Origin of the sequence: Paracoccus zhejiangensis (assembly GCF_002847445.1) — a bacterium.
GTDB classification, from domain to species: domain Bacteria; phylum Pseudomonadota; class Alphaproteobacteria; order Rhodobacterales; family Rhodobacteraceae; genus Paracoccus; species Paracoccus zhejiangensis.
Map to the genome: position 1 here is coordinate 2,486,153 of NZ_CP025430.1, position 22,171 is coordinate 2,508,323.

Consider the following 22,171-nt stretch of genomic DNA (forward strand, 5'->3'; position numbering starts at 1 on the left):
ACCTGATGCCCTCCCCGACATTCGGCGTAATTTTGAATTATGTATAATGAATGATTCTGCGATGGGTCAACATCTATGTGGGCAAGAGGTAGAGATGCGCCGACAGGAAAGTTCCGGGGCGCTACCTCGTGGCGTTCTTTTCAGTCGCTCTGAGAGGTTGCAGGGACTGAAAATGTCGCTATAGTGAACCAATGATAAATTGGTTCATTTCCTGATGCAGATCGCCGGCGATGCTGCGACCCCAGACCTGCTGCGCCTTGACGGGCTGAGCCTGAGGCTCGCGCCCGATCTGCCGCCTTTGCTGGACGATGTGCAGCTGACCGTCGCCCGGGGCGAGACGCTGTGCATCGTGGGCGAATCGGGTTGCGGCAAAAGCCTGACCTCGCTGGCAGTGATGGGCCTTCTGGCACCGAACCTGCTGCGCGGGGTCAGCGGGCGGATGCGGTTCGACGGCACCGAGATCGCGCTGGATGACCAGCCGGCACTGGCGGCTTTGCGCGGTCGGCGGATCGGGATGATCTTTCAGGAACCCATGTCGAGCCTGAACCCCGCCCATCGCATCGGCGACCAGATCGCCGAGGGCTGGCTGCGCCACAATCCCGGCGCTGGTCGCGAGGCCGGGCGCGAACGCGCGCTCGAGATGCTGCGCCGGGTCGGCATTCCGGCACCGGAACGGCGGCTGAGGGACTATCCGCACCAGATGTCCGGGGGCATGCGCCAGCGGGTGATGATTGCCATGGCGCTGGTGAACAATCCCGCGCTGCTGATCGCCGACGAACCAACCACCGCGCTTGATGTGACCATCCAGGCGCAGATCCTCGACCTGATCGCCGAATTGCAGGCCGAACGCGCGATGGGCACGGTGCTGATCACCCATGATCTGGGCGTCGTGTCGGAGATCGCCACCACCGTCGCGGTCATGTATGCCGGTCGTGTGGTCGAGACCGGCCCGGTCGCGCAGATTTTCGAGGACCCGCAGCACCCCTATACCATCGGCCTGATGTCCTCGGTCCCTGCCCTGCGCGGGCCACGCCAGCGGCTCTCGACCGTTCCCGGCATGGTACCCTCGATCGAGACCATGCCCGAGGGCTGCCGGTTTTCCACACGTTGCCCCTTCGCCGCTCCGCTCTGCAGCACTACGCCCCGGCTGGCCGAGGTTACCCCCGGCCACCGCGCCGCCTGCCATTTCGCCCCGCTGGACGCGGCTGGAAGGATGTCGGCATGAAGCCCGTCATGGTCGAGGCCCGGGGCCTCAGCAAACGCTTCCAGATCGCCGGCGGAATGTTCCGCCCCAAGCGGCAACTGCACGCCGTCGATGGCGTCGATCTGACCGTGCATCAGGGCGAGACCTTCGCCATCGTCGGCGAATCCGGCTGCGGGAAATCGACGCTGGCGCGGCTGCTGATGCGCCTGTCGAAACCTTCGGACGGGCAGATCCGCATCGATGGCCGCGAGATCGCCGGGGTCGAGGGGGCCGAGCTGAAGGCGCTGCGCCGGGATGTGCAATTCGTCTTTCAGGACCCGTTCTCGTCGCTGAACCCTCGCCTGACCATTGCCCGGCTGGTGGGCGAGCCATTGGAGACGCATCGCCCCGACCTCAAGGCCGACGAGCGCCGCGCCGAGGTTGGCCGACTTCTGTCACAGGTCGGGCTGCGGCCCGAGCATATGGACCGCTATCCGCATGAATTCAGCGGCGGCCAGCGCCAGCGCATCGGCATCGCCCGGGCGCTCGCCGCCGGCCCGAAACTGCTGATCGGGGATGAGCCGGTCAGCGCGCTGGATGTCAGCGTGCAGGCGCAGGTGGTGAACCTGCTGGGCGATCTGCGCGATCGGTTGGGGCTGACGCTGATCATCATCGCCCATGATCTGGCCATCATCCGACATGTCAGCGACCGCGTTGCCGTCATGTATCTGGGCCGGATCGTCGAGACCGGCCCCACCGACCAGATCTTCGAACGCCCGCGTCACCCCTATACCCGCGCCCTCTTGGCAGCGATCCCGGGGCCGGAATCCGGCCGCTCGACCGGGCAGGGTCCGCTTGCGGGGGAAACGCCCAGTCCCATCGATCCGCCCTCGGGCTGCCATTTCCGCACCCGCTGCCCCCATGCCGCCGAGATCTGCGCCAGCGCGCGTCCGCCGCTGGAGGATGCCGGCGACGGGGTTCAGGTGGCCTGCCTGCGCTGGCGCGATCTGCCCACGGACAGCGGGGCCGCGCCCGCCCCTGCCCGTCTGACCGAAGGGGCCGAGCGCCGCTTTGCCCTCTACCGACAGGCCCTTGCCGCCAATGAAGCCGGGCAAAACCCGGCCGATGACCCGAACCGGACCTTCCAACAGGAGACCTCAAGATGACCCTTCGCCGAATCCTGCTTCTCGCAGCCCTGATGGGCACGACCGCCATGGCCGCCGAGGCCCAGACCCTGCGCATCGGGCTGGAAAGCGATCCCGACGCGCTGGACCCCGACAAGAGCCGCACCTTTGTCGGTCGCATTGTCTTCACCGCGCTCTGCGACAAACTGCTGGACGTGACCCCCGAGCTGGAACTGACCGGGCAACTGGCGACCGACTGGACGGTCAGCGAGGACGGGCTGACCATCGACATGACCCTGCGCGAAGGCGTCACCTTCCATGACGGCACGCCGTTCGACGGCGAAGCGGTCAAGGCCAATATCGAACGCTCGCAAACGCTTGAGGAGAGCGTGCGCAAATCCGAGGTCAGCTCGATCACCTCGGTCGAGGTGGTCGATCCGACCCATATCAAGCTGCATCTCTCGGCCCCCGACGCGCCCTTGCTGGCGCAGCTGGCCGACCGCTCGGGGATGATGCTGTCGCCCGCCAGCTTCGAGAGCGACGTGGCGGCCAACCCGGTCTGCTCGGGCCCGTTCAAGTTCAAGTCGCGCGTGGCGCAGGACAGGATCGAGCTGGAGAAATATGACGGCTACTGGAATGCCGAGGCAATCAAGCTGGACGGGGTCAGCTATCTGCCGATCCCCGACAGCACCGTGCGACTGGCGAACCTGCAATCGGGCGATCTGGACCTGATCAACCGCCTTGCCGCCACCGATGTGCCGGCCGTCGAGGGCAACCCCAACTTCGCCTTCGCCAAGGCGACCGGGCTTGGCTATCAGGGCATCACCTTCAACACCCAGAATGGCGCGATGGCCGACAATCCCTTCGGCAAGGAGGCCAAGCTGCGCGAGGCATTGTCGCTGGCCATCGACCGCGAGGCGATCAATCAGGTGGTCTTTGCCGGGCTTAACGCGGCGGCCAGCCAGTCGGTCTCGGCCGTCAGCCCCTATTTCGACCCGGCCTTCCCGGTTCCCGCGCGCGACGTGGAAAAGGCCAAGGCGCTTCTGGCCGAGGCCGGGCTCGAGGGCGGGGCGACGCTGGAGATGCAATTCCCCAACCGACCGGAAAATCAGCAGGTGGTGCAGATGATCCAGGCCATGGCGGCCGAGGCGGGCATCACCATCAAGCTGACCGCCAAGGAATTCGCTTCGATGGTGTCGGACCAGGCGGCGGGGAATTTCCAGTCGAGCCAGGTGGGCTGGTCGGGCCGCATCGACCCGGATGGCAATATCTATGGCTTCGTCACCACCGATGGCGGCTTCAATGACGGCAAGTATTCGAATGCCGAGGTCGACCGCCTGCTGGCCGAGGCGCGCGCCACCAGCGACGAGGCCAAGCGGAAGGAGCTGTATCATCAGGCCAATGTCATCCTGATGACCGACCTGCCGCTGTTCTACCTCTACAACGAGGCCTGGCTCTATGGTCTGTCGAACAAGGTGCAGGGCTTTACCGCCATGTCCGACGGCATGATCCGACTGGAAAACGTCACACTCACGGAATGACGTTGACCGCCGGGCGGCACCACTCCGCCGCCCGGCACCCTTTCCCCTGCCCCGCCCCTGATCCGAAAGCGCCATGCTGTCCCATCTGACCCGCCGCATCCTGATCTCGATCCCGACGCTGATCCTGATCTCGATCTTCGTCTTCGCGCTGCAGAAGATGCTGCCCGGCGATCCGGTGCTGGCGCTGGCGGGCGAGGATCGCGACCCCGAGACGCTGAACCGGCTGCGCGAGGTCTATCACCTGAACGACCCGATCTGGCAGCAGTACTTCCACTGGGCGATGAACGCGCTCCGGGGCGATTTCGGCACCTCGATCCGCACCGGGCTGCCGGTCTCGGACATGATCCTGCAGAAGCTGCCGGTGACGATCCAGCTGGCGGTCATGTCGATGATCTTCGCGGTGGTGATCGGCATTCCGGCCGGCATCCTGTCGGCGGTCAAGAAGGGCACGGCCACCGATTACCTCGCCAATGTCGTGGCGCTGTCGGGCCTGTCGATCCCGAACTTCTGGCTGGGGATCATGCTGATCATGCTGGTCTCGGTGAAATGGCAGCTGCTCCCGGCCTCGGGCTATGTGCCGCTGACCGATGACCCGTGGCAGTCGATCCGGACCATGCTGATGCCGGCCTTCGTCCTTGGCACCGCGCTGGCCGCCTCGCTGATGCGGCACACGCGCTCGGCGATGCTCGGGGTGCTCAGGCAGGATTACGTTCGCACCGCCCGCGCCAAGGGGCTGCCCGACCGCACCGTCATCATGCATCACGCCTTTCGCAACGCGCTGACCCCGGTGGTCACGCTGTCGGCGCTGCTCTTTGGCGAGTTAATCGGCGGCGCGGTGCTGACCGAGCAGATCTTCACCATCCCGGGCTTCGGCAAGATGATCGTCGATGCGGTCTTTGTGCGCGACTATGCCGTGGTGCAGGGCGTGGTTCTGGTCACGGCGATCGGTTTCATCCTGATGAACCTGCTGGCCGATACCGCCTATTTCCTTCTCAATCCGCGTCTGAGGGTCGGCTGATGAGCAACGTGGCCTCCGATCCCGTCCTGCCCCGCCCGCAAAGCCGGGTCTGGCGCAAGTTCCGCCACCATCGCAGCGCCATGTTCGGCGGCGCGCTGGTGCTGGTCTTCGTCCTGCTGGCGCTGGCCGCGCCGATCCTGCCGATCCCCGATCCGGCGGCGACCGACTGGGGCGCGATCCGGCTGGCCCCGTCCGCCGCCCATCCCTTCGGCACTGACGAGATCGGCCGGGACATCCTGTCGCGGATGATCTGGGGGGCACGCGCGTCGCTGATGGCGGGCGTCGTCTCGGTCGCCATCGCCATCGCCGTCGGCGTTCCCCTTGGCATCCTCGCCGGTTATTTCGGCGGCTGGACCGATGCCGTCATCTCGCGCTGCACCGAGGCGCTGCTGGCGATCCCCTTCCTGATCCTCGCCATTGCGCTGGCGGCCTTCCTTGGCCCCTCGCTGACCAATGCGATGATCGCCATCGGCATCGCCGCCGCCCCGGTCTTCATCCGGCTGACCCGCGGACAGGCGATCAACGTCGCGGCCGAGGATTACGTCGAAAGCGCCCATGCCATCGGTCTGTCGACGCCCACGATCCTCAGCCGCTATATCTTCCCGAACGTGCTGCCGCCGGTCTTGGTGCAATCCACCCTGACCATCGCCAGCGCCATCATCGCCGAGGCCTCGCTGTCCTTTCTCGGCCTCGGCCAGCAGCCGCCGGCGCCAAGCTGGGGCGCGATGCTGAACACCGCAAAGAACTTCATGACCCAGGCCCCGTGGATGGCCTGGTGGCCGGGCATCGCGATCTTCCTCGTGGTGCTGGGCTTCAACCTCTTGGGCGACGGGCTGCGCGATGCGCTGGACCCCCGCGAAGACTGAAAAGAGAGACGAGATGAGCCAGTTCACCACCCGACCCGACATCCGCGGCACCTTCGGCACCGTTACCTCGACCCATTGGCTGGCCTCGACCGTGGGCATGGGGATGCTGGAAAAGGGCGGCAATGCCTTTGACGCGGCGGTCGCCTGCGCCATGGTCCTGCAGGTGGTCGAACCGCACCTGAACGGCCCGGCAGGCGATCTGCCGGCGATCATCCATCTGGGCGAGACCGGCGAGACCAAGGTGCTCTGCGCGCAGGGCGTCGCCCCCAAGGGCGCGACGATGGCGCATTACCGCGACCTCTTCGGCGACGGGCTGATCCCCGGCTCGGGCCTTCTGGCGACCGTGGTGCCCGGGGCCTTCGACGGCTGGATGCTGATGCTGCGCGATCATGGCAGCCTGGAGCTGGCCGAAGTCATGGCCCCCGCCATCGCCTATGCCCGCGACGGCCACCCGGTCCTGCCCCGCGTCGCGGCGACCATCGCCGGGCTGCATGATTTCTTCCGCGACGAATGGCCCACCAGCTTCGCCACATGGCTGCCGGACGGCGAGGCGCCGAAGGATTGGGAGTTGTTCAGGAACCCCGACCTCGCCGCCGCCTATCAGCGCATCGTCGACGAGGCCGAGGGCACGACCCGCGAGGCCCGCATCGACGCCGCCCGCAAGGTCTGGTCGCAGGGTTTCGTGGCCGACGCCATCGCGGACTACCTTGCAGATGCCAGCGTCACGGATGTTTCGGGCGAGGCGCATTCCGGGGTGCTGTCGCGCGAGGACATGGCCGAGTGGCAGGCCAGTTGGGAAGCGCCGCTGTCGATCGACTATCACGGCTGGACCGTCTTCAAGACCGCGCCCTGGTCGCAGGGGCCGGTGCTTTTGCAGGCGCTGCGCATTCTCGAAGGCGTCGATCTGGCGGCAATGGACCCTTACGGCGCCGATTTTGTCCATACCGTCACCGAGGCGATGAAGCTGGCCTATGCCGACCGCGAGGCCTATTACGGCGATCCCGATTTTTCCGACATTCCCATCGATGCGCTGCTATCCCGTGACTATGCCGCCGAACGGCGCAAGCTGATCGGCGCAAGCGCCAGCCTCGAGCAGCGCCCCGGTCGCCTGCCGGGGCTCGAGCATCTGGCCGATGCCGCCATCGCCCGCGCCGCCCGCGATTTCTCGGCCGCGCGCGGGGCCAGCGCCGGCGAGCCGACCATGGCGCACCTGACCGAGCGGCGGGGCGATACCGTGCATCTCGATGTGATCGACCAATGGGGCAACATGGTCAGCGCCACACCCTCGGGCGGCTGGCTGCAATCGAACCCGGTCATCCCCGGCCTCGGCTTTCCGCTGAACAGCCGGGCGCAGATGTTCTGGCTGGAAGACGGCCTGCCGACCTCTCTCCGCCCCGGGTCGCGCCCCCGCACCACGCTGACACCCTCGATCGCGGAAAAGGACGGCACCCGCATCGCCTTTGGCACGCCGGGCGGCGACCAGCAGGATCAATGGCAGCTGATCTGGTTCCTGCGCTATGTCCATCACGGGCTGGGAATGCAGCAGGGCATGGACGCGCCGCTGTTTCATACCGCGCATTTCCAGTCGAGCTTCTACCCGCGCGAGGCCAAGCCCGGCGAGATCATGGTCGAGCCGAATTTCGGCGAGGCCGTCATCGACGAGTTGCGCGCCCGCGGCCACAAGGTCACGGTTGCCGCCGAATGGACCGTCGGCCGCCTGACCGCCGCCCGGCGCGAGCCTGACGGGATGCTGACCGCCGCCGCCACGCCGCGGCTGATGCAGGCCTATGCGGTGGGGCGCTGAGCCATGACTTATTCGCTGATCGCCCGTGACTCGACAACCGGCGCGCTTGGCATCGCGGTCGCCAGCCGCTTCTTCGCCTGCGGCTCGCTGGTGCCCCATATCGGCCACCGCACCGCCGTCGCCACGCAGGCTTTCGTGAACCCGCTCTGGGGTGTCGAGGGGTTGCAGCGGCTCGAGGCCGGCGATCCGGCGGCCGAGGTTCTGGCCGACTTCGTCGCCCGTGATGGCGGTCAGGCGCAGCGGCAGGCGCATATGCTGGACGCCTCGGGGCGGGGCGTCGCCCATACCGGGGCCGCCTGTATCGCTTGGGCCGGGCATGAACTGGGCGAGGATTATTCGGTCGCCGGCAACATGCTGACCGGGCCCGAGGTCGTGGCCGAGACCGCGCGGGTCTGGCGCGAGCGGGATGATCTCGACTTCCCCGAACGGATGCTGGCCGCCATGCAGGCGGGCGAGGATGCGGGCGGCGACCGGCGCGGGCGGCAGGCTGCTGCCCTGCGGATTCACCGGGGCGAGGCCTATCCCTGGCTCGACCTGCGCGTCGACGATCACAGCGACCCGCTGGCGGAGCTGCGCCGATTGCTGGCGGTGGCACGCGAGCGGTTGCTGTTCGTCGCCGAAATCATGCCGACGGCTGCGAATTTCAGTGGCGCGACCGACCGCGCCGACATAGATCGCCGCATCACCGAGGCCGAGGCGGCACGCGCCGCCGCCGGTCGGGCGACGGCATCCCTTGCCACGACAAGAGAGTAAGACATGGACGGAATGACCACGGGCACATTGCTGGAACTGGCCGCCGTCGCCGTCGGCGCGGGCGTTGCAGGTGGGATTTTGGCCGGGCTCTTGGGTGTGGGTGGCGGCATCGTCATCGTTCCGGCGCTCTATTTCGCCCTCAGCCTGACCGGGATGGAGGCCGATATCGCCATGAAGGTCGCGGTCGGCACCTCGCTGGCAACCATCGTCTTCACTTCGCTGGCCTCGGGCATGGGTCATTACCGCAAAGGCGCGGTCGACATGGGGCTGCTGAGGCTTTGGGGGCCGTCGATCCTCGTCGGCGTGGTCATCGGCAGCTTTGTCGGCGGCTATGTCTCGGGCAATGTGCTGATCGCGGTCTTTGCAACCGTGGCGCTGATCGTCGCCGCCGACATGATCCTGCGCAAGGGCCGCGCCGACCCCGAGCCCAAGGGCTTCTCGAAGCCGGTCTGGGCCTTCTTCGGCCTGCTTGCCGGGTCGATCAGCGCGATGATGGGTATCGGCGGCGGTACCATTGGCGTCCCGCTTTTGAACTTCCTCGGCTATGACATCCGCCGCGCCGTCGGCACCTCCGCAGCCATCGGCTTCATCATCGGCCTGCCCGGCGCGCTGATCTATGCCTATAGCGGCTTGGGGATCGAGGGGCTGCCGCCCTTCTCGCTCGGTTACGTCAACCTGCTGGCCGCTGCCGTCATCATCCCGCTGACCACCAGCTTCTCGCAGCTGGGCGTGAAACTGGCCCATTCCATTCCGCGCCGGGCGCTGCGGCTGGCCTTTGGCGGCTTCCTGCTGCTGACCTCGCTTCGCATGTTCATCGACCTCTTCGGGGGGTAAGGCGGCGCGGGCGGGCTTTCCGCTTAACTCTGCCGGCGATCCATGCCACCTTCCCCGCGTGGCAGGTGACGTGACGAGGGACCTTGGGGCGCGAGTTCGGACTTATCGGGCAGCATGTCAGGCTTAGCCTGTCGCTGTTCCTGCGCCACGGCGCCGTCCTCTCCGCGATCTGGGCCGCAGGGGCGCTGCTCGATCAGGTCCTGCTCAGGCTAGCGGTCGAGATCGGCTTTGTCGACCGGTTGCTGGGACTGCTGGCCATCGCGCCGGTCATCCTGCTGCAGCTGCTGATCGCGGTGTCGATGTTCCTGATCCTGCGCGACGGCCTGCCGCGCCTGCGTCTGCGGCGCCGGATCGCAGCGGCAAGCCTGCCTGCCCCGGCCACCGATACCACGCCGGAGGGCGGGGTCTTCGCCGCCGCATTGCTGGCCGTTCTGATCCCCTTCTATGGCTATTACGCCGGCTGGGGATTCCTGGGCGACACGCTGCGCAGCTATTCCCAGATCTTCTATACCGCGCAGATGGCGCGGGTCGATTTCACCCAGCCCGAGCTTCCTCCCACGGCGCTCGAGGTCAGCCAGACCGGCTGGGTCATCCTCGCTGTCCTGCTGATCTGGGCGATCCGCCGGATGGCCAAAGCCATGCAGGGGCGCAGCAAGGTGGGATTCTGGCCGATGCTGGTCGTGGCCTGCGAGGCGACCTGGGCGCTTTTGGGTCTCTACATCATCGGCAGCTGGAAGAACGAGCTCGCCGGCTGGCTGGCGACCCTGCCCAAGCCCGGCGAATTGCTGCAACAGATCATTCCCGCCGCCTCGGCCGCGATCAGCGATGCCGTCTTGCGCCCAGTGGATTGGGCGCCGGGCTTCCAGCTTTGGCCGATGCTGAAATCGCTGTTCTGGTACGGGCTCCTGCCGCTGGTCTGGTTCAATCTCGGGGCCATCGTCTATGGACATGACCTGCATGGCGCGGATGCCCAGACCCTGCGCGTTGCCGGTCGGGCCATCGACCGCTGGAAGGCGCTGCCGAAGCCCGTCACCGATTTCATCGGCCATTTCTGGATGGGCGTGGTCAAACGCTGGAACGCGGTGATGAACGGGGTGCTGCTGGCCGCCTCGGCCGGCTTCGCCCTGACCGCCTCGGTTCTGGTGCTGTGGCGGCTGGTCGACTGGCTGGGGAACTGGGCCTGGGTCGGGATCGCCCGGCTGATCGGGCCGCAGGACATGCTGACATGGCAGGTGCTGTCGGTGCCGCTGAACGCGCTGTTCAACGCGCCCGGCGCACCGGCCGGCGGACTTCTGGTCAGCCCACTGCAATTCTGCATCCTCGCCGCCGGGCTGGAACTGGCGCTGCGCTCGCAGGCTAGACCGGCGGACGCAGCACCGGCCTGACCGGCAGGGACAGCGCCGCAGGCCGGACCGCGAAGCCCGAGATCCGCAAACGCAACTCGTCCAGCAGGTCGGATGGCACCAGGAACGCCTGCACCGACATCGACGGGCTGCCATCCGCCGGCGCCATGATCCGCGACTGGTCACAGTTGTTCGTCGTGTCGCCCTCGTCCCCGAGCGCGGCGATGATCTCCAGCCCCGCGACATTGGTCAGCGGCCGCCAGATGCGGCCCCGGCTGTCGCTCAGCCCGATATCGCAGGCCAGCCATGACCGCAGCGTTTCGGGCTGACCCGCAAGGCCCATGCGCAGATAGAGAACCGCCCGGTCGGGCGATCCGGGCAGCACCATGGCCCGCGCCGCATCGACGGACACCGTGACGCCCGCCAGATCTGCGCTTGCGTCATCGGTGGCGGTGACCGTCCAGACCTTACCCCGGCGCAATTCCTTCAGGTCGGGCCAGGCGACCAGAAGCACGGTCAGTGCCAGGCAGAGAACGGTCAGCGCGATCCACTCGAGCTGCCTCATCCGTCCAACTCCAGATGATCGACATGGGACGGCGCATCGACCGGCGCGGCCAGCCGCAGTCGCCCGTCCAGCGGCGCATCGATCCGGTCCGACAGCATCAGCGCGCCGCCCGCGATCTCGTCCTCTGGCAGTTCGAAGATGGCGATGGCCTTGCTCTCCAGCCCCGGTTGCAGCCACAGGTCCTGGATCTGCAGGAAAGCCCCGCTGATGCGCGCGGTGGTGTCATAGCGCCGACCGCTGGCACCGATCCATCCCGCCCGCAGCATGGTCGAGTCGGTCGTGCCGAACAGCTTCAGATCGACGACCAGGAAAATCGCCTGCGTGTCGCGCTGCCGGGGCGAGCCGAAGGCGGGAAAGGTGATGCGATCCGCTGTCCGCCAGCCCTCGATCCGCCCGCCGATCAGCCGGGTCTGACCGGTCTCGCCGGGCGGAACATCCGTCTCGAAGGGCCGCACGGCGCTGTTGTAGTCGGGATTGGTCAGCATCATCCCCGCCAGCAGCACAACACCGGCGGCGGCGGTCAGCAGGGGCGCAACGCGGATCATGGGACGATCCCGGGCGTGGCGGTCAGCCGGGCGGCGGGCGAAAAGCCCAGCCAGCTGGACTGACCGTAAAGGTTGTCGCGCAGCTTGAAGGCCTGCCGGTCGAAATCGATCCGGACCGGGGCCGGCTGCCAGTCGGGCGGAGCCGGCCAGACCAGCGCGATCTCTTCGGACAGGCGCGGCTGCAGGTCCTGCAGCGGCTCGTCATCGCGCCGCAAGATGACCTGGGGCGGTTCCTGCGGGACGCCGTCCAGAACCAGTTCCGGCGGATGGGGCGGACCGCCGAAGACCGCCACCTGCGTCTCGCCCGTCCGGTTCTCGATCAGCGCGCTCAGCACCAGCTTGCCCTCTGCCGGGTGCCAGTCCAGCGCGACCGGGGTGAAGGCGGTGCGCCCCAGGTCGAGCGCCGCGCCGAAGGCTGCAGCCGGGGCATCTTCGGGCGTCCGCGCATCCTCGACCTTCCACCACCAGCTGAGCAATACCGCCGCCGTCACCCCCGCCGTCGCAAGCGCGCGAAGCCAGAGCCGGCGAAGCAGGGTGGGTGTGGGGGCCTCGGACATGGGGGTATTTGGACGTGTTCGGCGACAGGGTGCAAGAGGCCGCGAGGGGCGGCGGCGCGGGCCCGCCTCAATTCGGGTCAGGCGCGGTCCGCGCGCCCTCGTCCGCCGCGCGATATTCCGCCGGGGTCACGCCGGTCCATTTGCGGAAGGCGCGATAGAAGGCGCTGGCTTCGCGATAGCCCAGTGCCATGGCGATCTCGGCCACGCTGTCCTCGCTGCCGCGCAGCCGGTCCTGCGCCAGCCGCAGGCGCATCTCCTCCCGCAGGGCCGCGAAACCCTGCCCCTCGCTGCGCAGCCGTCGGCGCAGGGTGGCGGGCGACAGGCGCAGGTCGCGGGCGATGCCGTCGAAATCGGGCCAGTCCTCGGGCGGGGTGGCGCGCAGCCGGCTGCGTATGCGGGTGGTCAGGTCCTGATCGTGGCGATAGCGCAGCAGGATATTCGCGGGCGCACCGCGCAGGAAGCTTTTCAGCGCCTTCTCGTCACGGATCGTCGGCAGGCTCAGATAGCGGGCCGAGAAGGTCAGGCGGCTCTGCGGCTGGTCGAAGGTGACCGGCGCGCCGAAGAACTGGTGATAGTCGCGGCGGTTGGCGGGGGCCGGTCCGGCGAAATCCACCCGCATCAGCGGCAGGCGCCGCCCGACCAGCCAGCAGGCCACGCCCATCAGGATCAGCCAATAGCTGCGATAGGCAAAGGCGCTGCGGGGGCCGTTCCGGTCGCTCAGCAGGATCTCGGCCTCGCCATCCTTCACCCTCAACTCGCCGGTCGGATCATCCAGCACCACATTGAGAAACATCAGCGCCCGACGCAGCGCGCGGTCAAGCGTGCCGGCGTGCAGCACCGCATGGCACAGAAGCTGGAAGCTGCCGGGGCGCATCGGCCGCGCGCCATTGCCGAAATACTCGTCACCGATCAAATCGGTGATCGCCAGCCAGACCTGCCCATATTGCAGGTTGCTGACCGGCTGGGTCAGCGCCGGATCGATGCCCGCCGCGACCAGCAGCGGGCGCGGATCGATGCCGCGCTGGCGCAGTGGCGCCAATGCATCCTCGACGAAACCGGGCGAGATCTGCCGGCGTTCCATGCCCCCACCTCTGGCAATTCCGATCAGGCAATTTGGCCGCCGCTGTCATTGTTTGCAATCCTGAATCGGGTAGAGTCCGCCCCAGTCCGGCGGCTGGCCCGTCGGTGCCAGACCCGGGAAGGAGGAGCCCATGTCCGACAGAAGCAACCGCCCCAGCCTCGCCGAGGCCGCCGCCGCGTTCCGCATCGAAGAGGCCATCGCCAGCCTGCAGGGCGATCTGCAGACCGGGCTGAACGCCTGCGTGGAATGCTGCGACCGTCACACCGGCAGCGGGCGCCTGGCCCTGCGCTGCCTCTCGGCGGACGAGGTGCTGACCGAATACAGCTTCGAGGATCTGCGCGATCTGTCGGCACGGGCCGCCAACCTGTTCCAGGCGCAGGGCGTCGGGCCGGGTGACGTGGTGGCCGGGCTTCTGCCGCGCACGGTGGAGCTGGTCGCCACGGTGCTGGGCGCCTGGCGGCTGGGGGCGGTCTACCAGCCCCTGTTCACCGCCTTCGGCTCGCTGGCGATCCAGCAACGCTTCCAGACCAGCGACGCGAAACTGGTCGTCACCAACAGCGCCAATCGCGGCAAGCTGGACGAGGTGGAAAACTGCCCCGCCGTGCTGACGGTTCTGGCCGAGGGTCAGGCGCTGCCGGCGGGCGACGTTGATTTCCGCGCCGGCATGGCCGAGGCCTCGCCCGACTTCACCCCGGTGATGCGCAAGGGCGACGATCTTTTCATGATGATGTCGACCTCGGGCACGACGGGCGCGCCGAAGGGCGTGCCGGTGCCCTTGCGCGCGCTTCTGGCCTTCGGCGCCTACATGCGCGAGGCGATCGACCTGCGCGAAGACGACATCTTCTGGAACATCGCCGATCCCGGCTGGGCTTACGGTCTCTATTACGCGCTCTGCGGGCCGCTGCTGCTGGGTCGGGCAACGACGCTTTACGAGGGCGGGTTCACGGCCGAGAGCACCTATCGCATTATCGGCAAGCTGGGCGTGACCAGCCTTGCCGGCTCGCCCACCGCCTTCCGACTGCTCTTGGCCGCCGGCCCCGAGGCTGCCGAGGCGGTCAAGGGCCAGCTGCGCGTGGTCAGCAGTGCAGGGGAACCCCTGAACCCCGAGGTGATCCGCTGGTTCGATGCCCATCTGGCCGTGCCGATCTTTGACCATTACGGCCAGACCGAGCTTGGCATGTGCGTGAACAACCATCACGGGCTGGATCACCCGGTCCGCGCCGGTTCGGCCGGGCTCGCGATGCCCGGCTACCGGGTCGCCGTGCTCGACGAAGCCGGAACCGAGCTTGGCCCGAACCAGCCGGGCGAACTGGCCATCGACATCGCCAAGTCGCCGATCCTGTGGTTCACCGGCTATCACAACAAGCCCACCCCGACGATCTCGGGCGGCTATTACCGCACCGGCGACAGTGTCGAATTCGAGCCTGATGGCTCGGTCAGCTTCATCGGCCGGGCGGATGATGTCATCACCTCCTCTGGCTATCGCATCGGGCCGTTCGACGTGGAAAGCGCGCTGATCGAGCATCCGGCGGTGACCGAGACGGCGGTGATCGGTGTCCCCGACCCCGAGCGCACCGAGATCGTCACCGCCTTTGTAGTGCTGGCAAAAGGCTTTGCCGGCAGCCCGGCGCTGGCCGAGGAATTGCAGCAGCACGTGCGCAAGCGCCTCTCGGCCCATGCCTATCCGCGCCGTGTCGAGTTCGTCGAGGATCTGCCCAAGACCCCCAGCGGCAAGATCCAGCGCTTCATCCTGCGCAAGGCGGAAATCGCCAAACTCGAAGAACAGCAAGGAGCCTGAACGATGCAGGTCAAGGACAAGGTATTTCTCATCACCGGCGCCGGCTCGGGCCTTGGCGCGGCGGTGGCGCGGATGGCGGTGGCGGGCGGCGGCAAGGTCGTCGCACTGGACGTGAACGCGGCGGCGGGCGACGCGCTGGTCTCGGAACTGGGCGCGAATGCGCGGTTTGTGCGCACCGATGTAACCAGCGCCGCGGATGGCGAGGCGGCCATTGCCGCAGCCATCGCCGATTTCGGTCGGGTCGATGTGCTGGTGAATTGCGCCGGTGTGGCACCGGGCGAGAAGATCGTCGGCCGCGAGGGCCCGCATGCGCTGGACAGCTTTGCCCGCGCCATCGGCATCAACCTGATCGGCACCTTCAACATGCTGCGGCTGGCGGCGGATGCGATGGCGAAGAACCCGGCTGGCGAAGGCGGAGAGCGCGGGGTGATCGTCAACACAGCCTCGATCGCGGCCTTTGACGGGCAGATCGGCCAGGCGGCCTATGCCGCATCCAAGGGCGGCGTGGCCGCGCTGACCCTGCCCGCAGCCCGCGAACTGGCGCGGCACGGCATCCGCGTTGTCACCATCGCGCCCGGCATCTTCGAGACGCCGATGATGGCCGGCCTGCCGCAAGAGGTGCAGGACAGCCTTGGCGCCAACGTGCCCTTCCCCTCGCGCCTTGGCCGGCCGGCGGAATTTGCCGCCATGGTCGGGCATATCATCGAGAACCAGATGCTGAACGGCGAGGTCATCCGTCTGGATGGTGCGCTGCGCATGGCGCCGAAATAACGCGCCCCCAATAAGGAGATCATCATGGACAAGGATCCGATTGTCATCGTGGGTGCCGCGCGCACGCCGATGGGCGGCTTTCAGGGCGATTTCGCCGGGGTCGAGGCGGCCACGCTTGGCGGTGCGGCCATTGGCGGCGCGCTGAAGGGTGCGGGGCTGGATGCCAGCGCCGTCGAAGAGATCATCATGGGCTGCGTCTTGCCCGCCGGTCAGGGGCAAGCTCCCGCCCGGCAGGCGGCGCTGGCGGCGGGTCTGCCGCTGGCAGCCGGGGCCACCACCATCAACAAGATGTGCGGCTCGGGCATGAAGGCGGCGATGCTGGCCCATGACCTGATCCTTGCAGGTTCCGCCGATGTGATCGTCGCGGGCGGCATGGAAAGCATGTCGAACGCCCCCTACCTGCTGCCCAAGGCGCGCGGTGGCTATCGCATGGGCCATGGCCAGGTGATGGACAGCATGTTCCTTGACGGGCTTGAAGACGCCTATGACAAGGGCCGGCTGATGGGCACCTTTGCCGAGGATTGCGCACAGGAATACCAGTTCACCCGTCAGGCGCAGGATGATTACGCCATCGCCTCGCTGACGCGGGCGCAGAAGGCCATCGACAGCGGTGCCTTTGCGGCCGAGGTGGTGCCGGTCACCATCTCGTCGCGCAAGGGCGAGGTGACGGTCGATTTCGACGAACAGCCCGGCAAGGCGCGGCTGGACAAGATCCCGACGCTGAAGCCCGCCTTCCGCAAGGATGGCACGGTGACGGCGGCCAATTCCTCCTCGATCTCGGACGGGGCGGCGGCGCTGGTGCTGATGCGCGCCTCCGAGGCCGAGCGACGCGGGTTGACGCCCCGCGCCCGCATCCTTGGTCACGCCACCTATGCCGACAAGCCGAACCTCTTCCCCACCGCCCCCATCGGCTCGGTCCACCGACTGATGGAGCGGACCGGGCTGTCGGTCGGCGACATTGACCTGTGGGAGGTGAACGAGGCTTTCGCGGTCGTGGCGATGGCGGCGATGCAGGATCTGGGCCTTTCCCATGACATCGTGAACATCAACGGCGGCGCCTGCGCGCTGGGGCATCCCATCGGCGCCTCGGGGGCGCGGGTGATGGTGACGCTGCTCAACGCACTGGAGCGGAACGGGCTCGATCGCGGCGTGGCGACCCTGTGCATCGGCGGTGGCGAGGCCACGGCGGTCGCCATCGAAAGGCTGAACTGATGATGCTCACCGAAGAACAGGAACAGATCCGCGACATGGCGCGGCAGTTTGCGCAGGACGTGCTGGCGCCTGGCGCGGCGGCGCGTGACCGCGCCCATGCCTTCCCGCGCGAGGAACTGACGCAGATGGGCGAGCTGGGCTTTTTGGGGATGCTGGTGCCCGAGGCGCATGGCGGTTCGGAAACCGGGGCCGTCGCCTATGCGCTGGCGCTGGAGGAAATCGCCGCTGCCGATGGCGCCTGTTCGACCATCATGTCGGTGCATAGCTCGGTCGGCTGCGTGCCGATCCTGAAATACGGAACCGACGAGCAGAAGGCGCGCTTCCTGCCGAAGATGGCGGCGGGCGAATGGATCGGCGGCTTTGCCCTGACCGAACCGCATACCGGCTCGGACGCCTCGGCGCTGAAGACGCGGGCGCGGCGGGATGGCGATCACTATGTCATCGACGGGGCCAAGCAGTTCATCACCTCGGGCCAGAATGGCAAGGTGGTCATCGTCTTTGCCGTGACCGATCCCGAGGCCGGCAAGAAGGGCATCTCGGCCTTCATCGTGCCGACCGACACGCCGGGTTACGAGGTTGTCACCGTCGAGCACAAGCTGGGTCAGCATAGCTCGGACACCTGCGCGCTGGCTTTCACCAATATGCGCGTGCCGGTGGAAAACCGTCTTGGCGAGGAAGGCGAGGGCTACAGGATCGCGCTGGCGAACCTTGAGGGCGGGCGCATCGGCATCGCCTCGCAGGCGGTGGGCATGGCGCGCGGCGCCTATGAGGCGGCGCTGGCCTATGCCAAGGAGCGGATCACCTTCGGAAAGCCGATCATCGAGCATCAGGCGGTGGCCTTCAAGCTGGCCGACATGGCGACCCAGATCGACGCGGCGCGGCTGATGGTGCTGCGGGCGGCGGCGCTGCGCGAGGCCGGCAAGCCCTGCCTGACCGAAGCCTCGATGGCCAAGCTTTTCGCCTCGGAAATGGCCGAAAAGGTCTGCTCGGCGGCGATCCAGCTGCATGGCGGCTATGGCTACCTGGCCGATTACCCGGTCGAACGCATCTATCGCGACGTGCGGGTCTGCCAGATCTATGAAGGCACCAGCGAGGTGCAGCGCATGGTGATCGCGCGGGGGCTGTGACCGGCGATCCCTGATCGTGACAAAAAAGAAGCGCCCCGTGGGGCGCTTCTTTTCATTCGATTGGCATGCGCACCCTACGCGTTCATCTGCGCGGCCAGCGCAGCGGCGGCGGACATGACCAACCCGGCGATGCGGTCCACGTCCAGTGCGCCGAGGGTCACGATGCCGACCGAGGCTTCGAGCCCGGGATGGCGCAGCCGCGACAGGGCGACCGAGGCGGCGATACCGGTGGCGCCGCGCTCCAGCTCGCCCCTGGTATGGGCGAAGCCATCGGCACGCACCTGCGCCAGACGCGGATCGTCGTCCTCGCGCGGGGCGCGGGCGGCAAGGATCGAGACGCCCGCCGCGCCCCGGTCCAGCGGATGCCGCGAGCCGACGCGGTAGTTCACCTCCAGAAAACCGCTGACAGGCACGGCCGAAAACATCGCCACGCATTCATCGCCCTGCGCCACCGACAGGAAGGCGCAGCAGCCGCTGGCCTCTGCAAGTGATTCGAGAATCGGCCGGGCATGGCCGCGCAGCCCTTGCTCGACCTGCGCCGCCAATGTCAGCAGCCCGGCCCCCAGGTGCAGCCGCCCGCTGGCAGAGCGGTGAACGGCGCTGTGATCCTCGAGCGTGCTGACGATGCGATAGGCAATGGCCCGTGCAATTCCAAGCGAACTGGCCAGTTCGGCCACGCTGACCCCGTCCGGAGAGTCGGCGATGACCCGCAGCGCGCGCAGACCCCGATCCAGCGTCTGCAGACGGTTGCTTTCGGGGCCCGACGAAGAGTCGTTGACAGATGCGCACATTTAGACGTATCTCTTTAATCGAACATAGTTGTTCAATAATAGTAAATCTGATGCAGCGCAAGGGAGGGCGCATGGCAATCAGCAAAAAATCGCCACCGGCAGCCGAGGCACAATCGGACCGGCAGGGCGCGAGCCAACAGATCAGCCTTTTCCGGGACCGCACCCCCAATGCGGGGATTTGCGCCACGGCCTCCACCCGGCCGCCGCAACCGCAGCCCTGGACCCAGCCACTGCCGGCCCCGCCCGCAGCAGGTTGAACCGCAGAGGCGCGCAGAAGGCGCGCCGGGCCGCGGCAGTCGTTTTCCGTACATCCAGTTCCACGCCACTCACGCACCCTTACGGGAGGAAACCCATGACCATCTCCAAGACCCTGATGGCTTCGGCCGCGATCGTCGCACTGCTGCCGCTGTCGGCTGCGGCCGAGGTGACCAAGCTGAAGCTCAGCCACTACCTGCCCGCCGTCCACGGCTTCCAGGTCGACTTCATCCAGCCCTGGACCGAGCAGGTCGCCGCCTGCAGCAAGGGCGAGCTGGAATTCGAGATCTCGGGCGCCGGCAGCCAGCTGGGCAACGTGGCCCGCCAGCAGGAACAGGTTCTGGCCGGTGTCAGCGACATCGCCGTCGGCCTGACCGGACTGCCGCGCGGGCGCTTTCCGCGCACTTCGCTGATCGACATGCCCTTCCTGACCGCCGATGCCGGTGCCGCCACCTATGCGCTGTGGAAGGTCTTCCCCGACTACCTCGCCCCGGAATATCAGGGCCTGAAGGTGCTGGGTCTCTTCGCCCATAATGGCGGGTTGATCCATACCAGCGCCAAGGAAGTGAAGGTGATGGAGGACATGAAGGGTCTGCGCATCCGCACGCCCAGCCCCGCCGTCTCGGAGATGCTGACCTTCCTCGGCGCCGATCCGCAGGGCCTGCCGCCGGGCGAGGTCTATGAGAACCTGCAGAAGGGCGTGATCGACGGCACCGTCTTCCCCTGGGACCCGGTGAAAAGTTTTGGCCTGAACAAGGTGCTGAAATACCACCTCGACGCCGGTGCCTATACCGTCTCGTTCTTCTTCGTGATGAACCAGAACAGCTATGACAAGCTGAGCGACACCGCCAAAAGCTGCATCGATCAGGCCTCGGGCGACGCGCTCGAGCCCAAGTTCGGCGACTGGTGGGATGCCTGGGACAAGCCGGGCCGGGAAGAGGCCGAGGCCACAGGGCACGTCATCACCAAGCTGAGCGAGGACGAGCGCGCCAAATGGCGCGAGGCGCTGCAGCCGATGATCCAGAACTACATCAAGACGGTCGAGGGCGAAGGGGTCGAGAACGCCGCCGAGATCTACAAGGCGATGCAGGATGCGGTGGCCGAATACGAGGCCCAGCACCCGAACGAAAGCTGATCCCTGATGCAGCGTCTCGACAAGATGGTGCGGCTGTTCGCCGTGCTGGGGGTGGCGGCCTATTCGGCCGCCGCCCTGATCACGGTGGCCGACATCCTCGGCCGCCGGTTTGGCGCGCCGATCATCGGCGTGGTCGATATCGTGCAGCTTTGCGTCTTCACCGGCGCCTGGCTGGTGATGCCCTTCGCCTTCCTGACCGGCGCGCATGTGGGTGTCGATGTCATCGTTGGCGCGGTGCCGCGCCCGGTGGCGCTGGTGCTGCGCGGCTTTGCCACGCTGGTCACGCTGGGGCTTCTGGCCCTGCTGCTGTGGCACGGCTTTGCCACCTTCAAGACCCGCACCGCCTTTGGCGATGTCTCGCAGCAACTGGGCATCCCCATCGCCTGGTTCTGGTATCCGCTGCTCGCGGGCATGGCGATCAGCCTGATCGGCGCGGCGCTGCATTTCGCCGGCATCCTGCGCGACGACCAACCGACGGAGCCCGCGGCCCATGTCTGATCCTGTTCTTGGCCTTCTGGGCTTCTTCGTGGCGCTTGGGCTGATCGCCCTCGGCCTGCCGGTCGCCATCGCCATGGGCGCGGTCGGCGCGTTTGGCTTCTGGTGGATGAACGGCTGGGGCGGGGTCGCCTATGTGCTGGGCTCGGCACCGTTCGAGGCGATCTTTCCCTATTCTTTCTCGGTCATCCCGCTGTTCGTGATGATGGGGGTATTCGCCAGCCATGCCGGGCTGTCGCGGGCGCTGTTTCAGGCCATCAACGCCTGGATCGGCCATGTGCGCGGCGGGTTGGCGGTCACCTCGGTCGGGGCCTCGGCGCTCTTTGGGGCGATCTGCGGATCGTCGCTGGCAACGGTCGCCACCATCGGCCGGGTGGCGATGCCGGAAATGGCGCGTCACGGCTATTCACCCTCGCTGGCCTCGGCCACGGTGGCGGCAGGCGGCACGCTTGGCGTGCTGATCCCGCCCTCGGTGATCCTGGTGGTCTATGGCCTGCTGACGCAATCGAGCATCGGGCAGCTGTTCATCGCGGCGCTGATCCCCGGTATCCTCGGCGCGGTCCTCTATGCCGTCGCGGTCATGGTGCAGGTGCGGCTGAAGCCGGAACTGGCCCCACCCAGCCCGCGCCATGACTGGGCCGAGCGTATCCGCGCCACCCTGCGCATCTGGCCGGTGGCGGCGCTGTTCGCGGTGGTGATCGGCGGCATCTATGCCGGCTGGTTCTCACCGACCGAGGCCGCCGCTGTGGGAGCCGTCGGTGCCTTCATCCTCGCGCTTTTCTCGGGCGGGGTGAATCGGGCGACGCTCAAATCCTCGATCGCCGAGACCGCGGGGCTGACCGGGATGATCTTCTTCATCCTGATCGGCGCGGCGCTGTTCAACTTCTTCCTCGAGGGCACCGGCCTGCCGCAATACCTGATCGGGTTGATCGAACATGCGGGGCTGGGGCCGATGGCGGTGCTGCTGCTGATCCTCGCCTTCTACATCGTGCTGGGCTGCTTCATGGACAGCATGTCCATGGTGCTGCTGACCGTGCCGCTGCTGATGCCGATTGCCGCGCAGATGGGTTACGACCTGATCTGGTTCGGGATCATCGTCGTCACCGTGGCCGAGATCGGGCTGATCACCCCGCCCATTGGCATGAACCTGTTCGTGGTGCAGGCGACCCAGCCCGGGCTGAAGATGGGTACCGTGGTCCGTGGCATCCTGCCCTTCATCCTGGCCGATATCGTCCGGCTGGCGATGTTGGTCGGCATCCCGGCGCTGGCGCTGTGGCTGCCGGGGCAAATGGGCTGACGGTCCTCGCGTTCCTGATCATCCAAACAAGAGCCGCCCGGTCCCTTCGAGGACCGGGCGGTTTCACATGGACCGC

General features: G+C 67.2%; 21 protein-coding genes. 16 read left to right on the plus strand and 5 right to left on the minus strand.

The window, feature by feature from the left end; translation table 11 throughout:
• The first annotated feature begins 199 nt into the window (after window positions 1–199).
• From CX676_RS12015 to CX676_RS12055, 9 genes are all read left to right on the plus strand, one after another.
• Complete coding sequence (locus tag CX676_RS12015; protein WP_232816438.1) at window positions 200–1,225, plus strand: ABC transporter ATP-binding protein; 1,026 nt, start codon at window positions 200–202, stop codon at window positions 1,223–1,225.
• The gene (locus CX676_RS12020) at window positions 1,222–2,349 is read left to right on the plus strand and encodes an ABC transporter ATP-binding protein (protein WP_101752832.1); all 1,128 of its coding nucleotides are present in this window, start codon (window positions 1,222–1,224) and stop codon (window positions 2,347–2,349) included. The genes CX676_RS12015 and CX676_RS12020 overlap by 4 nt, the downstream gene beginning before the upstream one ends.
• Window positions 2,346–3,848, plus strand: a complete 1,503-nt coding sequence (locus CX676_RS12025) for an ABC transporter substrate-binding protein (protein ID WP_101752833.1) — start codon at window positions 2,346–2,348, stop codon at window positions 3,846–3,848. The genes CX676_RS12020 and CX676_RS12025 overlap by 4 nt, the downstream gene beginning before the upstream one ends.
• Window positions 3,849–3,921: 73 nt before the next feature.
• Entirely contained in the window at window positions 3,922–4,866 is a 945-nt protein-coding gene (locus CX676_RS12030; RefSeq protein ID WP_101752834.1) for an ABC transporter permease, read from the plus strand.
• Window positions 4,866–5,732 (plus strand): ABC transporter permease, encoded by an 867-nt coding sequence (locus tag CX676_RS12035; protein ID WP_101752835.1) that lies wholly within the window; start codon window positions 4,866–4,868, stop codon window positions 5,730–5,732. The genes CX676_RS12030 and CX676_RS12035 overlap by 1 nt, the downstream gene beginning before the upstream one ends.
• 13 nt (window positions 5,733–5,745) lie before the next feature.
• The gene (locus CX676_RS12040) at window positions 5,746–7,536 is read left to right on the plus strand and encodes a gamma-glutamyltransferase family protein (protein WP_101754300.1); all 1,791 of its coding nucleotides are present in this window, start codon (window positions 5,746–5,748) and stop codon (window positions 7,534–7,536) included.
• 3 nt (window positions 7,537–7,539) lie between these two features.
• Window positions 7,540–8,289, plus strand: a complete 750-nt coding sequence (locus CX676_RS12045) for a DUF1028 domain-containing protein (protein WP_101752836.1) — start codon at window positions 7,540–7,542, stop codon at window positions 8,287–8,289.
• 3 nt (window positions 8,290–8,292) lie between these two features.
• Entirely contained in the window at window positions 8,293–9,123 is an 831-nt protein-coding gene (locus CX676_RS12050; protein ID WP_101752837.1) for a sulfite exporter TauE/SafE family protein, read from the plus strand.
• A gap of 83 nt (window positions 9,124–9,206) precedes the next feature.
• Complete coding sequence (locus CX676_RS12055; protein ID WP_101752838.1) at window positions 9,207–10,508, plus strand: hypothetical protein; 1,302 nt, start codon at window positions 9,207–9,209, stop codon at window positions 10,506–10,508.
• On the opposite strand, the gene CX676_RS12060 is transcribed toward CX676_RS12055, so the two are convergent.
• From CX676_RS12060 to CX676_RS12075, 4 genes are all read right to left on the minus strand, one after another.
• Window positions 10,480–11,031 carry a hypothetical protein gene (locus CX676_RS12060; RefSeq protein WP_101752839.1) on the minus strand — a complete coding sequence of 184 codons (552 nt, stop codon included), beginning with the start codon at window positions 11,029–11,031 and terminating at the stop codon, window positions 10,480–10,482. The genes CX676_RS12055 and CX676_RS12060 overlap by 29 nt on opposite strands.
• Window positions 11,028–11,576 (minus strand): hypothetical protein, encoded by a 549-nt coding sequence (locus CX676_RS12065; protein ID WP_101752840.1) that lies wholly within the window; start codon window positions 11,574–11,576, stop codon window positions 11,028–11,030. Before CX676_RS12065 ends, CX676_RS12060 begins: the two co-directional genes overlap by 4 nt.
• Window positions 11,573–12,133 carry a hypothetical protein gene (locus tag CX676_RS12070; protein WP_101752841.1) on the minus strand — a complete coding sequence of 187 codons (561 nt, stop codon included), beginning with the start codon at window positions 12,131–12,133 and terminating at the stop codon, window positions 11,573–11,575. The genes CX676_RS12065 and CX676_RS12070 overlap by 4 nt, the downstream gene beginning before the upstream one ends.
• 67 nt (window positions 12,134–12,200) lie before the next feature.
• Window positions 12,201–13,214: an AraC family transcriptional regulator gene (locus CX676_RS12075; RefSeq protein ID WP_101752842.1), complete on the minus strand. Its 1,014-nt coding sequence runs from the start codon at window positions 13,212–13,214 to the stop codon at window positions 12,201–12,203.
• Between the two features lie 130 nt (window positions 13,215–13,344).
• Here CX676_RS12075 and CX676_RS12080 point away from each other — a divergent pair, with 130 nt between their 5' ends.
• Genes CX676_RS12080 through CX676_RS12095 form a run of 4 tightly spaced genes read left to right on the plus strand, consistent with a single transcriptional unit; the run spans window position 13,345 to window position 18,122 of the window.
• A complete protein-coding gene (locus CX676_RS12080) occupies window positions 13,345–15,012 on the plus strand; it encodes an acyl-CoA synthetase (protein WP_101752843.1) in 1,668 nt (555 codons plus the stop codon).
• A 3-nt stretch (window positions 15,013–15,015) separates the two neighbouring features.
• The gene (locus CX676_RS12085; protein WP_101752844.1) at window positions 15,016–15,783 is read left to right on the plus strand and encodes an SDR family NAD(P)-dependent oxidoreductase; all 768 of its coding nucleotides are present in this window, start codon (window positions 15,016–15,018) and stop codon (window positions 15,781–15,783) included.
• 24 nt (window positions 15,784–15,807) lie between these two features.
• Window positions 15,808–16,995, plus strand: coding sequence for an acetyl-CoA C-acyltransferase (locus CX676_RS12090; protein WP_101752845.1), 1,188 nt, complete (start codon window positions 15,808–15,810; stop codon window positions 16,993–16,995).
• Window positions 16,995–18,122, plus strand: coding sequence for an acyl-CoA dehydrogenase family protein (locus tag CX676_RS12095; RefSeq protein ID WP_101752846.1), 1,128 nt, complete (start codon window positions 16,995–16,997; stop codon window positions 18,120–18,122). Before CX676_RS12090 ends, CX676_RS12095 begins: the two co-directional genes overlap by 1 nt.
• Window positions 18,123–18,196: 74 nt before the next feature.
• Here CX676_RS12095 and CX676_RS12100 read toward each other — a convergent pair whose 3' ends face one another.
• The gene (locus CX676_RS12100; protein WP_101752847.1) at window positions 18,197–18,913 is read right to left on the minus strand and encodes an IclR family transcriptional regulator; all 717 of its coding nucleotides are present in this window, start codon (window positions 18,911–18,913) and stop codon (window positions 18,197–18,199) included.
• Window positions 18,914–19,265: 352 nt separating this feature from the next.
• Here CX676_RS12100 and CX676_RS12105 point away from each other — a divergent pair, with 352 nt between their 5' ends.
• The 3 genes from CX676_RS12105 to CX676_RS12115 are packed head-to-tail and all read left to right on the plus strand — an operon-like array spanning window position 19,266 to window position 22,095.
• A complete protein-coding gene (locus tag CX676_RS12105) occupies window positions 19,266–20,303 on the plus strand; it encodes a TRAP transporter substrate-binding protein (RefSeq protein WP_101752848.1) in 1,038 nt (345 codons plus the stop codon).
• Between the two features lie 6 nt (window positions 20,304–20,309).
• Window positions 20,310–20,801: a TRAP transporter small permease gene (locus CX676_RS12110; RefSeq protein WP_101752849.1), complete on the plus strand. Its 492-nt coding sequence runs from the start codon at window positions 20,310–20,312 to the stop codon at window positions 20,799–20,801.
• Entirely contained in the window at window positions 20,794–22,095 is a 1,302-nt protein-coding gene (locus tag CX676_RS12115) for a TRAP transporter large permease (RefSeq protein WP_101752850.1), read from the plus strand. The genes CX676_RS12110 and CX676_RS12115 overlap by 8 nt, the downstream gene beginning before the upstream one ends.
• The last annotated feature ends 76 nt before the right edge of the window (window positions 22,096–22,171 follow it).